Annotated in this window: 15 protein-coding genes; 1 reads left to right on the forward strand and 14 read right to left on the reverse strand. The window is 64.5% G+C overall.

What is annotated here, in order from left to right; genetic code table 11:
* Positions 1-115 precede the first annotated feature (115 nt).
* Together CHB88_RS24940 and CHB88_RS23360 are read right to left on the reverse strand one after the other, a co-directional pair.
* On the reverse strand, positions 116-487 hold the full coding sequence (locus tag CHB88_RS24940) for a hypothetical protein (protein WP_143131459.1): 372 nt from the start codon (positions 485-487) through the stop codon (positions 116-118).
* A 150-nt stretch (positions 488-637) separates the two neighbouring features.
* The gene (locus CHB88_RS23360; protein WP_176442631.1) at positions 638-1,531 is read right to left on the reverse strand and encodes a helix-turn-helix domain-containing protein; all 894 of its coding nucleotides are present in this window, start codon (positions 1,529-1,531) and stop codon (positions 638-640) included.
* 203 nt (positions 1,532-1,734) lie between these two features.
* Between CHB88_RS23360 and pobA the strand changes: the two genes are divergently transcribed.
* Complete coding sequence (gene pobA / locus CHB88_RS23365) at positions 1,735-2,916, forward strand: 4-hydroxybenzoate 3-monooxygenase (RefSeq protein WP_089401771.1); 1,182 nt, start codon at positions 1,735-1,737, stop codon at positions 2,914-2,916.
* On the opposite strand, the gene CHB88_RS23370 is transcribed toward pobA, so the two are convergent.
* The 12 genes from CHB88_RS23370 to CHB88_RS23425 all read right to left on the reverse strand — a co-directional run bounded on the left by CHB88_RS23370 (position 2,917) and on the right by CHB88_RS23425 (position 15,356).
* Positions 2,917-5,154, reverse strand: coding sequence for a hybrid sensor histidine kinase/response regulator (locus tag CHB88_RS23370; protein WP_089401772.1), 2,238 nt, complete (start codon positions 5,152-5,154; stop codon positions 2,917-2,919).
* A 195-nt stretch (positions 5,155-5,349) separates the two neighbouring features.
* Positions 5,350-6,489, reverse strand: a complete 1,140-nt coding sequence (locus tag CHB88_RS23375; RefSeq protein ID WP_425436148.1) for an ABC transporter substrate-binding protein — start codon at positions 6,487-6,489, stop codon at positions 5,350-5,352.
* A 211-nt stretch (positions 6,490-6,700) separates the two neighbouring features.
* Positions 6,701-7,405, reverse strand: a complete 705-nt coding sequence (locus CHB88_RS23380) for an ABC transporter ATP-binding protein (RefSeq protein ID WP_089401774.1) — start codon at positions 7,403-7,405, stop codon at positions 6,701-6,703.
* Positions 7,398-8,150 (reverse strand): ABC transporter ATP-binding protein, encoded by a 753-nt coding sequence (locus CHB88_RS23385; RefSeq protein WP_089401775.1) that lies wholly within the window; start codon positions 8,148-8,150, stop codon positions 7,398-7,400. The genes CHB88_RS23380 and CHB88_RS23385 overlap by 8 nt, the downstream gene beginning before the upstream one ends.
* The gene (locus CHB88_RS23390; protein ID WP_089401776.1) at positions 8,150-9,175 is read right to left on the reverse strand and encodes a branched-chain amino acid ABC transporter permease; all 1,026 of its coding nucleotides are present in this window, start codon (positions 9,173-9,175) and stop codon (positions 8,150-8,152) included. The genes CHB88_RS23385 and CHB88_RS23390 overlap by 1 nt, the downstream gene beginning before the upstream one ends.
* Entirely contained in the window at positions 9,172-10,038 is an 867-nt protein-coding gene (locus CHB88_RS23395; RefSeq protein WP_089401777.1) for a branched-chain amino acid ABC transporter permease, read from the reverse strand. The genes CHB88_RS23390 and CHB88_RS23395 overlap by 4 nt, the downstream gene beginning before the upstream one ends.
* A gap of 73 nt (positions 10,039-10,111) precedes the next feature.
* A complete protein-coding gene (pcaC, locus tag CHB88_RS23400) occupies positions 10,112-10,510 on the reverse strand; it encodes a 4-carboxymuconolactone decarboxylase (protein ID WP_089401778.1) in 399 nt (132 codons plus the stop codon).
* Between the two features lie 21 nt (positions 10,511-10,531).
* Positions 10,532-11,311, reverse strand: coding sequence for a 3-oxoadipate enol-lactonase (gene pcaD / locus CHB88_RS23405; RefSeq protein WP_089401779.1), 780 nt, complete (start codon positions 11,309-11,311; stop codon positions 10,532-10,534).
* 3 nt (positions 11,312-11,314) lie between these two features.
* Positions 11,315-12,688, reverse strand: coding sequence for a 3-carboxy-cis,cis-muconate cycloisomerase (locus tag CHB88_RS23410; RefSeq protein ID WP_089401780.1), 1,374 nt, complete (start codon positions 12,686-12,688; stop codon positions 11,315-11,317).
* 112 nt (positions 12,689-12,800) lie between these two features.
* Entirely contained in the window at positions 12,801-14,003 is a 1,203-nt protein-coding gene (gene pcaF / locus CHB88_RS23415) for a 3-oxoadipyl-CoA thiolase (protein ID WP_089401781.1), read from the reverse strand.
* 40 nt (positions 14,004-14,043) lie between these two features.
* On the reverse strand, positions 14,044-14,688 hold the full coding sequence (locus tag CHB88_RS23420) for a CoA transferase subunit B (RefSeq protein WP_089401782.1): 645 nt from the start codon (positions 14,686-14,688) through the stop codon (positions 14,044-14,046).
* Positions 14,685-15,356 (reverse strand): 3-oxoacid CoA-transferase subunit A, encoded by a 672-nt coding sequence (locus CHB88_RS23425; protein ID WP_089401783.1) that lies wholly within the window; start codon positions 15,354-15,356, stop codon positions 14,685-14,687. Before CHB88_RS23425 ends, CHB88_RS23420 begins: the two co-directional genes overlap by 4 nt.
* Positions 15,357-15,564 lie beyond the last annotated feature (208 nt).

Here is a 15,564-nt window from a genome sequence, read left to right on the forward strand (position 1 = left end):
CACCACCGGCTGGTTGAGCAGGGTGCGCGCCAGCGGCTTGTCCTGCAGTTCCCAGGAAAAACCGGCGACGTACCATTGGTTCAGAACAAACATGATTCGCTCCTCGGAGTAAGGGCTAATTGGCCGGGAAGGAAAGGACGGTTTCATGGCGGTGGTCCCGCGGCACATGCAAACCGGCATTGGACCGGTTCCCGCGGGAAATTCCGGCGCGGCTTGCGGCGACGAATTGCGGTCCCGTCATTCTCGCCCTGTTCGATGCCGCGCCGACGCGGGATGGTCGCGTCACTTTCACGGATGCATGGCGAAAGGCCGTGCCGTATTCGCGAACGCCCTGCTTGTGTTGCCCGCCGCAAAGAGGAAATGGGATGCCGGCTCTCATGGTCTTGCTCCCGAATGCGATGCCGACGGCCGACGCGCACAGGCACGGCACCTGCCCATGTTCATGGGTCGTGCGCGCAGAAGCGGCAAACAACCTGACGAGGCGCATCTTGTCTCCTGTTATTGGAAGTGTGGATCCGGCCAGCGCCAGCCGGATCAAAATTAAGTGTACTGAATTTTCGCCGCCTCTGCCAGCGTTCCGCCATCGCTGGCGGGCCGCCGCCGCTTGCACTCGGTCAAGCTTGACCTTGCCGGCGGCTCAGTCGCCGCCGCCAATGCCGCCATGCTGCTCGCGGAACACCTTGGGCGACATGCCCGTCTGCTTGCGAAAGAAGCGGGTGAAGTAGGCCGGATCGGAAAATCCGAGGCGGTCGGAAATCACGCTGACCGTCATGGCGCTGTAGACCAGGCTGCGCTTGGCTTCCAGCAGCACCCGTTCATGCAGCAGTTCCAGCGGCGAGCGGCCCACGGTCTGACGGCATAAAGCATTCAGATGCGCGGCGGTGATCCCCAGTTCCGCGGCAAAGAAGGAAAGCGGGCGATGCTCCGCATAATGCTGCTCGATCAGCTGCGAAAAACGGGAGAAATGGCGGCGGGCGCGCTGCTCCGCAGGGGCGTCGCGAGCCTGGTGGGTGACATGCCGCGCCAGCCGCAGCAGGATCCCTCCCAGCAGGTTCTCCAACAGCAATTCACGGTAAGGCGCCTGTTGGCGGTATTCGGCGCCCAGTTCTTCGAAGGCGGTGCTCAGATAGTCCCGTTCCCGCTTTTCGTCGAGTGTATGAAGCTGCACCTGAGTCAGGGTGGCGAGCGGATTGTCGGCATGCTGCACCAGCCTGGAGAAGAGCGGATAAGCCAGCGTCAGCACCGATCCGAGCGCATCGGCTTCGAAGCGGAAACCATGGATGCACATCTGCGGCACCAGCGCCACCTGTCCCGCGCGCATGCGCTCCTCGCGCTCGTCGATGCAGACGGTGGCAGAACCGCTTTGCAGGAAAAGCATCTGGAACAAGCCGTTGTGCTGGTGCGGCTTGATCTGCCAATTGTGCAAGCGGCTGCGTTCGGCGATGGATTCCCAGTGCAGCAGGTCGGGCGTGGGCCAGGGACGGTCCTCGCCGTACAGCTTGTAGGTGGGCACAACGATGCCTGAAGCCATGCAGTGCACTCCTCCACCGCGGCGTGAATGTCTCGGCAGGGTGCCGAGCCATGGCAACGCGGATGACGAATCCATGAAAAGTACCAATCTTACCGGCAAAAGTGACTTGGCGCGCACCCTGGCCGGCGTGATGATAACGCTCTGTCAATCACGATCATGAAGGCGCCGCCCGAGCGGCGTCTGCTACAACAGAGGAGAACACCATGAAGACCCAGGTCGCCATCATCGGCGCCGGCCCGTCCGGCTTGCTGCTCGGCCAGCTGCTGCACCACCAGGGCATCGATACCGTCATCGTGGAAGCGAAGAGCGCCGATTATGTGCTCGGCCGCATCCGCGCCGGCGTGCTCGAACAGGGCATGGTCAACCTGCTGCGCGAAGCCAAGGCCGGCGCGCGCATGGACCGGGAAGGCCATGTGCACGAAGGCTTCAGCCTGGCCTTTGCCGGGCGCCGCGAGCGCATCGACCTGAAGCAGCTCACCGGCGGCAAGACCGTCATGGTGTATGGCCAGACCGAGGTGACGCGCGACCTGATGCAGCAGCGCGCCGAGTGCGGCGCCACCACGATTTACGAAGCGGCCGACGTGGCGCTGCATGACATCTACAGCGACAAGCCGCGCGTAAGCTTCGTCAAGGATGGCGAGAAGGTGGAGCTGGAATGCGACTACATCGCTGGCTGCGACGGCTTTCACGGCGTGTCGCGCAAATCGGTTCCGGCAGACGCCATCCGCACCTTCGAGCGGGTCTACCCCTTCGGCTGGCTCGGCATTCTGTCGCATACACCGCCGGTCGACCATGAGCTCATCTACGCCAACCATGAGCGCGGCTTCGCCTTGTGCAGCATGCGCTCCGACACGCTCAGCCGCTACTACGTGCAGTGCTCCCTGGACGACAGGGTGGAAGACTGGTCGGATGATCGCTTCTGGGAAGAGCTCAAGCGCCGTTTGCCGGAAGACGCGGCCGCGCGGCTGGTGACGGGACCGTCGATCGAGAAGAGCATCGCGCCGCTGCGCAGCTTCGTCGCCGAGCCGATGAAATTTGGCAATCTGTTCTTGGTGGGCGATGCCGCGCATATCGTGCCGCCCACCGGCGCCAAGGGCTTGAACCTGGCGGCGAGCGACGTGGCGACGCTGTACCAGGTAATGCGCCGGCGCTATCAGGACGGGCGGCGCGACTTGCTGGAGAAATACTCCGACATCTGCCTGCGCCGCATCTGGAAGGCGGAACGCTTCTCCTGGTGGATGACTTCGCTGCTGCACAAGTTCGGCGACGACGCCTTCGCCCAGCGCATCCAGCTGGCGGAGCTGGACTACTACACCGGTTCGCCGGCCGGCCGCACCACCATCGCCGAGAACTATGTCGGCCTGCCGTACGAGCCGGTGGAGTGATCAGGCCGGCGTGTCGGCCGCCTGAACCGTGGCCGGCGCGTCGGTCAGCGCCGCCCAGACGGCGTTGACCACGTCGGTCACGTCGTAGGGCTTGGCGAGGGTGCGGATGCCGGGCAGCACCGCCCAGCGTTCCTTGTAGCCGGTGGCGAGGATGACGTCGATGTCGGGAAAGCGGCGGCGCACGGTCTTGGCCAGATCGAGGCCGGACAGCCGCCCCGGCATCACGATGTCGGAAAACACCACGTCGAATTCCTTGTCGACTTCGAGCAGGCCGAGCGCTTCGTCGCCATTGATGGCCACCACCACGCGCAGCCCGTGCTCTTCCAGCGCTTGCGCCACCACCGTGCGCACCATCGGCTCGTCTTCCACGAAGAGTACCCGTCCGCCGCGGCGCGGCTGCACACGCCTCACCTCCGGCGGCAGCGATTCCTGCGCCGGCGCCTCGATCACCGCCTTGGGCAGCAGCAGCAGGACTTCGGTGCCGCCGCCCTCGCGACTGTTGATCAGCAGGCCGCCCTGACTGGCGCGTGCAAACTCTCCCGCCTGAAAAAGTCCGACCCCGCTTTTGGCGGGCGCTCCCGACGCCCAGCCGCGCGCCTGCGTCAGTTCGTCGTCGTCCATGCCGAAGCCATTGTCATCCACCGACAGGCAGACGTAGTCGCCGGGCGCCATGCCGCGGTAGGGCGCGGCCAGGCTGACGTTGAAGACGTGGAGCCGCAGCATGCCGCCGGAAGGCATGGCATCGCGGGCGTTCATCGTCAGGTTCAGCAAGGTGAGCTCGAGCTGCAGCGGGTCTACCGATACCGGCCAGAGATTCGGTTTGGCCTCGAAGCGAAACATCACCGCCGGGCCGAGGCAGCCCTGCAGCATCGGCAGCGTGGCCGGCAGCCGGCCGGCGAGATCGGTCACCTGGCATTGCGGTTCCTCGTCGTGCGCCGCCGCCATGAGCTGGCTGGCAAGATTGCCCGCCTTTTGCACCGCGAGCCGGCATACCTCGAGCGATGACTGGATGCGGCTGTCGCGGTTGGCGGCATGAACCAGTTGCAGACCGGTCGTGAGGGTTTGCAGCACATTGTTGAATTCGTGCGCGATGCTTCCCGCCATGCGGCCCACGGCATCCTGTCGCTGCGCCTGCAGCAGGGCGCGCCTGGAGCGGTCGGCGGCCACCATGGATTCGCGCATGCGTTGCTCCAGTTCGAGGCGCGTCTGGCGCAGATCTTTACTGGCACGCGCCAGCGCGGCGCCGACCGCATCGACTTCAAGCAGCCCGCTCACTTCCGCCTCGAACTGTTCGCCTTCCGCCAGGCGTTCCGCCTTCTTGCGCAACGCCTCCAGCGGCGCGACGGTACGGCGCGCCATCCACATCGCCGACGAAACGGCGACACCGATCAGAAGCAGGAAAACGGCGCCGAGGCCGACCGCTGCGCGCGTCGCACCGCGGTATGCCACAGCATGCGGCACGCTGACGATGAAAGTCCAGCCGGATTTAGGCGCCCGGTGAAAATAGGTCACCACTTTCTCATTGCTGATGCTGAGGGTATTCCGAATGAAGCCTTGATCGTTCCCCTTGATATAGTTTTGACGAACATCGCCGATATAGTTGCCGACAAACTTGTCGGCATCGACGCTGCGAGCGACAACGATGCCATTTCTATCGACAATGCTGGCTATCCACTCCACCGGCAAGTGCTGCTCGCTGAAGAGCGACTGGATGCGATGCGACGGTTCCCCAAGGGATAGGAAATAGCGCACCTGACCGTTCAGCTTGACGGGTATCTGGACCGAAAATTCCTGGTGGCCGGTCGTATTGCGCTTGAAGAGATCCGAAACCAGGGTGGCGTCCGTGCTATAGCGGGCGCGCAGCGCCGGAAAGACGGTGGTCTTGTACTTTTCAGCTTCCCCCGGGGGGGCCGAGGTATCGATAAGATGCCCGGTGCCGGGTTTCAAAAGCACGATCGTGGCATTCCGGGCTTGCGCGTGTCGCCGCGCTTCCTGCTCGAAGCCGGCGATATCGTCCCGCCTCAGCGCATCCGACAGCGATAGCGTTTTCAGCACCGCTTCCCGGCTTTCTAGTTCCTCGTCCAGTATCAGGGCCAGCGCCTTGGTGGTTTCGCGCATGCTGCGCTCGACCGACTGCTCGCCTTCTACATAGACGTAGTAGATGCCGAAGACGGCGACGAGAATCGCCGACAGCAGAATTGACAGCACCAGTTTCATCAGCCGGGTTTGTATCTGCATGGCGCAACTAATTAACTATCGGAAAGAACCAGTGTACTTCCAATATTCCACTTTTTTATCGTCCACCAAAAGTTTCGGCGAATTTTTACCGTCTTTTTAGGAATACACTGTTGGTTAGCATGGAAACGCTGTCAAAAAGAAAACGCCACCGTCGATGCGGTGGCGTGAAAACGAAGCAATCAGACAACAAGCGTCTTACTTGCCTGGATCCTTCACATCGGCGACCTTATCGAATTCGACGTTGTAGAACTCATTGCCCACTTTCTCCACCTTGCGGATGTAGACGGTCTGGACCACATCCCGGGTTTCCGGGTCGATGCTGATCGGGCCGCGCGGACTGGTGATCTTCATGCCCTTGATCGCCGCCATCGCTTTCTCGCCGTCGATCTTCCCGTTGAGCTTTTTCGACACCTCGTAGATCACGTGCATGCCGTCATAAGCGGCGGCGGCCATGAAATTCGGCCGGCCGCCGTTGGGATTGGTGTCGGCGAAGCTCTTCAGGAATTTCTGGTTTTCCGGCGACTTGTGCGCGGCGGAGTAATGAAAGCTGGTGATCACGCCATTCACCGAGTCGCCCATGGCCGGCAGGACGTGATCGTCGGTGAGGTCGCCGGTGGCGATGACCTTGATGCCGGCGTCGGCCAGTCCGCGCTCGCGGTAAGCCTTCATGAAGCCGATGGCCTGTTCGCCCGCCGGAAGGAAGATGAACACCGCCTCCGGCTTGGCATCCTTGATGCGCTGAACGAAGGGCGCGAACTCCGGATTGCGCAGCGGCACCCGGATCGATTCCAGCACCTGCCCGCCGCCGCCGATGAAGTTGGTGCGGAAGGTGGTTTCCGCATCGATGCCGGGGCCGTAGTCGGCCACCAGCGTCACGACACGCTTGACGCCATTCTTCACCGCCCAAGTGGCCATCGGCGCCGAGATCTGCGGCAGCGTCATCGACACGCGGGTGATGTAGGGCGACTTGGTGGTGATCACCGAGGTCGCCGCGTTCATGATGACCATCGGCTTCTTCGCCTGGTCCGCGACCGGCGCCGCCGCCAGCGCTTCGGGCGTCAGGCCGAAGCCGGCGAGGAAATCCACCTTGTCGCGCACCACCAGTTCCTGCGCCAGGCGCTTCGCCACTTCCGGCACCGGGCCGGTGGTGTCCTTGATGATGACCTCGATCTTCTTGCCGGCGACCTTGTCGCCATGGTCCTTCATGTAAGCCTTGATGCCGCCTTCCATCATCTTGCCGTAGTCGGCGAAGGGACCGGAAAACGGCGCAACCAGGCCGACCTTGATGGTTTCCTGGGCCTGGGCCGCCATGGCGGCGCCAAGCAGCGCTGCCATGGCGGCGACGCGCAGCATGCGATTGGATGACATCTCACTCTCCTTGATATTGTTGTGGTGAAGGATACGGCGGGGCCGCCGGTGCACGAATGATAATGGAGTTCAATGCATGGCGGATCGGGGAATCAGGCCGGATTGCAGTAAAAGAGCAGAGAATTTCAATGAAAAAAGGCGGCCAGTGGCCGCCTCGGATGAAAAAGGCCGTTCCGTCTCAGGCAGCCACGGCAACCAGCCGGTCGAGCTTCTCCTTGTCCTGCAGCAGCGAAGCGCTGTCGGACTGGTGCACGATGCGGCCCCGGTCCAGCACGATCGCTTTCTGCGTCAGCGACAGCGCCAGCCGCGCATGCTGCTCCACCACGATCACCGACATGCCGCCATGGCTCACCAGCCGCGCGATCACCCGCATCAGCTCCTGCACGATGATCGGCGCCAGCCCTTCCATCGGCTCGTCCAGCAGCAGCAGGCTCGGGTTGATCATCAGCGCCCGCGCAATGGCCAGCATCTGCTGCTCGCCGCCGGAGAGCTGGTTGCCCATGTTGGCGCGCCGCTCCTTCAGGCGCGGAAATATCTCGTAGATCTTCTGCAGGTTCCACTCGCCCGGCCGCGCCACCACCGTCAGGTGCTCTTCCACCGTCAATGACGGATACATCATCCGCTCCTGCGGCACCCACCCCAGGCCGGCATGCGCCCGCTTGTAGGTCGGCACCCGGGCGATGTCCTGCCCGCGCCAGCGAATGCTGCCGCCGTGCAGGCGCGTCAGGCCCATCAGCGTCACCAGCAGGCTGGTCTTGCCCACGCCGTTGCGGCCCAACAGCGCCAGGCTGTCGCCTTCATTGAGCGCCAGCGAAATCCCCTCCAGCACCACCGATTCGCCGTAGCCGGCGCTTACATTGTCCAGTGCCAGCAACTCACTCATGTTCAGCCTCGCCCAAATACACTTCCTTGACCCGGGGATCGACGGAGATTTCCGCCGGCGTGCCTTCGGTGAGCACCTTGCCGCCCACCAGCACCGTGATCTTCTCGGCGAAGCGGAACACCAGCCCCATGTCGTGTTCGATGAACAGGATCGTCACCTCGCGCGGCAGCGCGGCGATGACCGCAAACAGTTCGGCGCTTTCGGCCGACGGGATGCCGGCCGCCGGCTCGTCCAGCAGCAGCACCTTCGGCTTGGTCGCCAGCGCCAGCGCGATCTCCACCAGCCGCTGCTTGCCGTAGGGCAGATTGCGGGTGACGGTGTCGGCGTCGCGCTCCAGCCGCAGCTTGCCCAGCAACTCCATCGCCTCGTCGATCTCGGCCTTCTGGTTGGCCACCGTGCGGTGCCAGACGTATTGCTGGCCCTTGCGTTCGCCGATGGCCAGCAGCACCGATTCCAGCACCGTCAGCCCGGCGAACAGGGTGTTGATCTGGAAGGTGCGCGTCATGCCCAGCTTCACCCGCTCATGCTGCGGCAGGCCGGTGATGTCGCGCCCGGCGAAGTGCACCTTGCCTGCCGACGGCGGGAAGCTGCCGGTGAGCAGGTTGATGAAGGTGGTCTTGCCGGCGCCGTTAGGGCCGATGAGCGCATGGCGCGCGCCATCCTCGAAGTTGAGCGTGATGTCGCTGTTGGCCTTGAAGGCGCCCCAATGCTTGGACAGGCCTTCGGTTCTCAGAATGCTGCTCATCAGTGCCCTCCTCCGGCGTGATGGGTGGTCTTGCCGCGCAGGCGGTCGATGCCGCCCAGGATGCCGCCGCGGCCGAACAGCACGATCACCACCAGCAGCAGGCCGATCCAGAACTGCCAGTAGGTCGGGTTCAGGCCGGAAATGTAGTCCTGCGCCAGCATGAAGATCAGCGCCCCCACCAGCGCGCCGTACAGGCGCCCGGTGCCGCCCAGGACCAGCATGATCATCAGCTCGGCCGAGCGGGCGAAGCTCAAGCTGTCCAGGCCGACGAACTGGGTGGTCTGCGCCAGCAGCGCGCCGGCGATGCCGGCCACCACCGCGCCGACGGTGAAGATGGCCTTCAGGCGCTGGTTGACGTTGGCGCCGATGGCCGGCATGCGGCGTCCGCCTTCGCGGATGCCGATCAGGCCCAGGCCGAAGGGCGAGTTGACCACCCGGCGCATCAGGGCGAACACCAGCAGCAGCACGGCGAAGCTGTACCAGTAGGCGGTCTGGCCGGAGAGGTCGAACTCGAACACGCCGAACAGCTTGCCGACGTTCATGCCGGACAGGCCGTCGACGCCGCCGGTGATGAAGGCGGCTTTATTGGCGGCTTCGAACAGCATCAGGCCGATGCCCAAGGTCACCATCAGGCGGGTGAGGTCCTGGCCGCGCACCACCAGGAAGCTCACCAGATAGCCGAAGATGCCGGCCACCACCGCGGCGGCGAGCACGCCGGTGATCGGTTCGCCCCAGCCGTGCACCGACAAGAGGCCGGCGGTATAGGCGCCGAGACCGAAGAAGGCGGCATGGCCGAGCGAGACGATGCCGGCATAACCCAGGATCAGGTCGAGCGACAGGGCGAACAGGCCGACGATCATGATCTGGGAGATCAGCACCAGGTAGCCGGGGAACAGGAAGTAGGCCGCCACCGGCACCAGCCAGAACAGGATTTCCGGGATGGTCCAGCGGTCGTTGGGCAGGCGGAAGGCGCTGCGTCCGGCCGGCGCCTTGGCCGCCGGCACCATGATGTCTGCGTGTTTCATGTGCGCCTCCCGAGCAGGCCCGCCGGGAACAGCAGCAGCAGGACCACCATCAATGCATAGATGACGAATGCGCCGATCTCCGGCACATAGTATTTGCCGGCGACGTCGAACACGCCGAGGATGAGTGCGGCGAACAGCGGCCCCTTGATGGTGCCGGCGCCGCCGACGGCCACCACCAGCAGGAAGTACACCATGTACTTCACCGGAAAGCTGGGGTCCAGGCCGAGCACGTCGATGCCCAGGCCGCCGCCCAGGCCGGCCAGGCCGGAGCCCAGCGCGAAGGTGAGCGAGAACACCCGGCTGACGTTGATGCCCAGGCCGGCGGAGGCTTGCTGGTTGTCGACCGAGGCGCGGATCTGGGCGCCGAAGCGGGTGCGCTCGATGAGGTAGCCGAGCGCGGCGGTGATGACCACCACCACGGCAATGAGGAACAGGCGATAGGTGCCCAGGTCCAGGCCGAGCACCGAGACCTGGCCGCGCAGCCAGTCGGGCAGCGTCACCGGCTGCTGGCCCGGGCCGAAGAAGTAGGTGGTGCCGGCCACGGCGACGAAGGTCAGGCCGATGGAGAACAGGACCTGGTCGAGGTGGCTGGCCTGATACAGGCGCCGGTACAGGCTGCGCTCGAGCACGAAGCCCACCGCGGCGCTGGCGATGAAGGCCAGCGGCAGCGTGGCCAGGAACGGCACGCCGGCACGGCTCATGAGCATGACGCAGGCATAGCCGCCGACCATGGCAAAGGCGCCGTGGGCCAGATTGACGAAGTTCATCAGGCCCATCGTCACCGACAGGCCGACGCTGATCAAGAACAGCAGACTGCCGTAGGCAATGCCGTCGAACAGTACGCCGATGAGGTTTCCTAACATGGTATTCCTTCCCGTTTCATGCGCGGCGGTTGCTCGCGCAGGGCATGGATATTAATGCAAGCTGGAAAAATAATCATGTGCCGCTCTGCTGTTCCGCATCCATGGCCTTGAACACTTCCGATGCCATGTGGAAGGCCGAATTGGCCGCCGGCACGCCGCAGTAGATGGCGGCCTGCATCAGCACTTCCTTGATCTCGTCGCGGGTGACGCCATTGTTCTTCGCCGCGCGCAGATGCAGCTTCAGCTCTTCCTCGCGGTTGAGCGCCACCATCATGGCGATGGTGAGCAGGCTGCGGGTGTGGCGCGGCAAGCCCGGCCGGGTCCAGATTTCGCCCCAGGCGTAACGGGTGATGAAGTCCTGGAACTCGGTGGTCAGTTCGGTGCGATTCGCCTGGGCGCGGTCGACGTGGGCATTGCCAAGTACGGCGCGGCGCACGGTCATGCCATTGTCATGGCGTTCCTGGTCATCCATGTGGGTCTCCTCTGGATCCGGTTATTTGCTGAGAAATTCGATCAGTGTGTCGGTGAACGGCTGCGGCAGCTCCCAGTTGGAGAGATGGGCGGCATCGAACTTCACATACTGGGCGTGGGGAATGGCGTCGGCCACGGCGCGCCCTTCGGCGGCCGAGGTTGCCTGGTCATGGGTGCCGGCGATCACCAGCGTCGGCACGGCGATGGTCTTGATGGCGTCACGCTGGTCCATGTCGCGCACGGCGCCGCAGTTGGCGGCATAGCCTTCGACATTGGTGGACAGCAGCATCTGCCGCACCGGCTCCACCTGCTCCATGCCCTGGTCGAGATAGCGCTTGGTGAACCAGCGCTCCAGCACCGCCGGCACGACGGGCGCCATGCCATCTTTCATCACCGCGTCGATGCGCGCGTTCCAGGCTTCCGGGGTGCCGATCTTGGCGGCGGTATTGCACAGCACCAGCCGCTGCAACCGCTGCGGGTGATGGATGCCGAGCCACATGCCGGTCATGCCCCCCATGGACAGGCCGCAGAAATGAGCGCGCTGGATCTGCAGCGCATCCATCAGGTTGATGACGTCCTGGCCGAGCTGGGCCACGTTGTAGGGGCCGGACGTGACATCCGACTGGCCGTGGCCGCGGGTGTCGTAGCGCAGCACGCGAAACCGTTCCTGCAGCTGCGCCATCTGCGGCGCCCACATGTCCAGGGTGGTGCCGAGCGAATTGCAGAGGATCAGCCAGGGCGCGCCTTCGCGGCCGTCGATGCGGTAATGCAGGCGGATGTCGCCGGCTTGGATATGGGGCATGGATTACTCCTGATGACGAGGCGTGTTCTTGATTTGCCGGTGAGTGGCCAGCACGCGCTCGACGAAAGCGGCGGACTGGCCGGTATAGTTGGCCGGATCGAGCAGGCGGTCGAGATCGGATGGCGACAATTCGGCCGCAATGGCTGGATCGGCGCCGAGCACCTCGCGCAGGTGGCGGCCGCCGGCGCTGGCCGCTTGGCAAGCCTTTTCCACCAGCTTGTGCGCCGCCAGCCGGCCCATCTTCGCGCCGAGCGCCAAGGTGACCGCCTCGGCCAGAATCTGGCCATGGGTGGCGTCGAGGTTCTGCTTCAGGCGATCTTCGCTGACTCCCAGGCCGGCGGCGACTTGAACCATCTGCTGCAGCACGGCCGCAGTCAGGCCGGCGATTTCCGGCAGCGTGTCCCATTCCGCCTGCCAGCCGCCGAGGGCGCGCTCATGTTCCTGCACCATGCCGGACAACATGGTGGCGACCAGGCCTGGCACGCGTACCGCCGCAGTCAACGCCACGGCGCAGCCCACCGGATTGCGCTTGTGCGGCATGGTCGAGGACCCGCCCTTGCCTTCTGCCACCGGCTCCGACAATTCGCCGACGTCGGTTTGCATGTGCAGAGACACGTCGCGCGCCATCTTGCCGAGCGAGCCGGTGATCATGCCGAGCGTAGTCGCGACTTCGGTGATTCGGTCACGCTGAGTGTGCCAGGGTGTGTCGGGCAGCTGCAGGCCGAGTTCCTGTGCCAGCGCTGCTGCGACATCCAGTCCCTTGTCTCCGAGGCTGGCCAACGTGCCGGCAGCGCCGCCGAACTGAACAAACAGCAAGCGCGAACGAATATCTGCCAGTCTCTGCTGATGACGATTGATGCCATCCAGCCAGCCGGCGAGTTTCAAGCCGAGGGTGATCGGCAACGCATGCTGCATCCAGGTGCGGCCAACCAGCGGCGTGGCCTTGTACCGTACAGCCTGAGCGGCCAGCGCGTCAGCCAGTGCGGCAAGATCCCTGCCGATCACATCGAGCGCGTCGCGCAGCTGCAGCACCATGCCGGTGTCGATGATGTCCTGACTGGTGGCGCCCCAGTGCACGTATTTCGCGGCCTCGGCATCCGCCTCCGCCACGCGGGCAGTGAGCTGCTTCACCAGCGGAATGGCGAGATTGCCGGCCGGACCGGCCGCTTGCGCCAGCTTGTCCAGATCGATGCGTTCAGCGCGGCACTGGTCGGCGATGGGCTGGACCGCCTCCGGCGGGATCACGCCGCAGTGCGCTTCGGCCCGGGCCAGCGCGGCTTCCGCATCGAGCATGCGCTGCACCGTCGATGACGACGAGAACACCGCCTGCATGGCTTCGGTGGAAAACATGAAGGCGGTGAGTTGGTTCATGGTCATGAAGCGATGAGTATGGATTCAGTCGATTTGCCGCAGCAAGGCCTGGTGCCTCTTGCGACGCGGCGACCGGACCGCCAGCCTGCGGCCCGGTTCCTTTGAAAGGCCTTCCGCCTTATACGCGCTCGATCACCAGCGCAATGCCCTGGCCAACGCCGATGCACATGGTGCACAGCGCGAAGCGGCCGCCGGTACGCTGCAGCTGGTACGTCGCCGTGGTGACCAGGCGAGCGCCGCTCATGCCGAGCGGATGGCCGAGCGCGATGGCGCCGCCGTTCGGGTTCACACGGGGATCGTCATCGGCGACGCCGAGCATGCGCAGGGTCGCCAAGCCTTGCGACGCGAAAGCTTCGTTCAGCTCGATCACGTCGATCTGGTCGATGGTCATGCCGAGCTGCTTCAGCAGTTTCTGCGAGGCCGGTCCGGGGCCGATGCCCATCACGCGCGGCGGCACGCCGGCGGTCGCCATGCCGACGATGCGCGCCTTCGGCGTCAGGCCGAAGCGGGCGGCCGTCTCTTCGTTGGCCAGCAGCAGCGCGCAGGCGCCGTCGTTGACGCCGGAGGCATTGCCGGCGGTGACGGTGCCGTCGGGACGGACCACGCCCTTCAGCTTGGCCAGCGCTTCCATGCTGGTCTCGCGCGGATGCTCGTCCTGCAGCACGGTGATCGGATCGCCCTTCTTCTGCGGGACGGTGACGCCGGTGATTTCCTCGGCCAGGATGCCGTTGCGCTGGGCGGCGGCGGCCTTGGCCTGGCTGCGCAGCGCGAACTTGTCCTGATCTTCGCGGTTGATGTTGTAGTCGGTGGCGACGTTCTCGGCGGTCTCCGGCATGGCGTCGACGCCGTATTTTTCCTTCATCAGCTTGTTGACGAAGCGCCAGCCGATGGTGGTGTCGTAGATCGCCGCATTGCGTGAGAAGGCGCTGTCGGCCTTGCCCATGACGAAAGGCGCGCGGGTCATGGATTCGACGCCGCCGGCGATCATCAGGCTGGCTTCGCCCGACTTGATGGCGCGGGCGGCGGTGCCGACCGCATCCATGCCGGAGCCGCACAGGCGGTTGATGGTGGCGCCGCCGATCTCGATCGGCAGGCCGGCCAGCAGGGAGGACATGCGGGCGACGTTGCGGTTGTCTTCGCCGGCCTGGTTGGCGCAGCCGTAGATGACGTCCTGGACGGCGGCCCAATCCACCTTCTGGTTGCGCTGCATGAGCGCGCGCAGCGGCACGGCGCCGAGGTCGTCGGCACGCACATCCTTGAGCGCGCCGCCGTAGCGGCCGATGGGCGTGCGGATGGCGTCACAGATGAAAGCATTGATCATGATGTTGTCCCGTCTCTATGTTGTGTTTGTCCGACCCCGATTACAGCGGCTGCAGCGTCAAGGGTACGCCGGTGATCTTCTGCAATTCGTCCAGCGTCAGGCCTTCGACCATTTCGCGCACCACCAGTCCCTGCGGCGTGACGTCGATCACGGCCAGGTCGGTGTAGATGCGGTTGACGCAGCCGACGCCGGTCAGCGGATAGGTGCACTTCTCCACGATCTTGCTTTCGCCGGTCTTGGTCTGATGCTCCATCATGACGAAGACCTGCTTGGCGCCGATCGCCAGATCCATCGCGCCGCCTACCGCCGGAATCGCATCCGGTGCGCCAGTATGCCAGTTCGCGAGGTCGCCGGTCGCCGAGACCTGGAAAGCGCCGAGCACGCAGATGTCCAGATGGCCGCCGCGCATCATGGCGAAGGAATCGGCATGATGAAAGAAGGCGCCGCCGGCCAGCAGGGTCACCGGCTGCTTGCCGGCATTGATCAGGTCTTCGTCCTCTTCGCCTTGGGCCGGGGCCGGGCCCATGCCGAGCACGCCGTTCTCGCTGTGCAGCAGGATTTCACGGTCCTTGGGCAGGTAATTGGCCACCATGGTCGGCAGGCCGATGCCGAGGTTCACATAGGCGCCCTCGGGAATGTCCTTGGCCACGCGCGCGGCGATCTGTTTGCGGTCGAGGCGATTCATGCTTTGTTCTCCTGCAGCACAACCCGTTGCACAAAGATGCCCGGGGTGACGATGTTTTCCGGATCGAGCTCGCCCAGCGGCACGATTTCGCTTACCTGAGCAATGGCGCACTTGGCCGCCATGGCCATGATCGGGCCGAAGTTGCGCGCCGTCTTGCGATACACCAGGTTGCCCCAGCGATCGCCCTTGAGCGCCTTGATCAAGGCGAAGTCGGCGTGGATCGGCGATTCCAGCACATAGTGGCGGCCATTGATGAGGCGGGTTTCCTTGCCTTCCGCCAGCAGCGTGCCGTAGCCGGTCGGGGTGAAGAAGCCGCCGATGCCGGCGCCGGCGGCACGGATGCGTTCGGCGAGGTTGCCCTGCGGGGTCAGTTCCAGCTCGATCTGGCCACTGCGATAGAGTTCGTCGAACACCCAGGAATCCGCCTGGCGCGGGAAAGAGCAGATGATCTTGCGGACCCGCTTGGCCTTGAGCAGCGCGGCGAGGCCGGTGTCGCCGTTGCCGGCGTTGTTGTTGACGATGGTGAGTTCACGCGCGCCCTGTTCGATGAGCGCGTCGATCAGCGCGGCCGGCATGCCGGCATTGCCGAAGCCGCCGATCATGATGGTCGCGCCATCCGGTATGCCGGCGACGGCGGCCTGCAAGGATTCGTAGGTTTTGTCGATCACGTTGTTTCTCTGCTTGGCGAAGTAGTAAAAACCAACCGTCGATGCACGGTGGCCGGTGAGCCCGATGGGTAAGAAAACGCCTTCGGACTGGAACGATGATGTTCGGCAACCGAACAAACGTTTGGCTATAGAACGCAGGGCAGTTTATCGATGCGATAATAAAAGCGTCAAGCGGCCATCCGGGGATTCTGTGCGATGGCCGAACAAT

This window comes from Noviherbaspirillum humi (assembly GCF_900188095.1).
Taxonomy (GTDB): Bacteria; Pseudomonadota; Gammaproteobacteria; order Burkholderiales; family Burkholderiaceae_D; genus Noviherbaspirillum; species Noviherbaspirillum humi.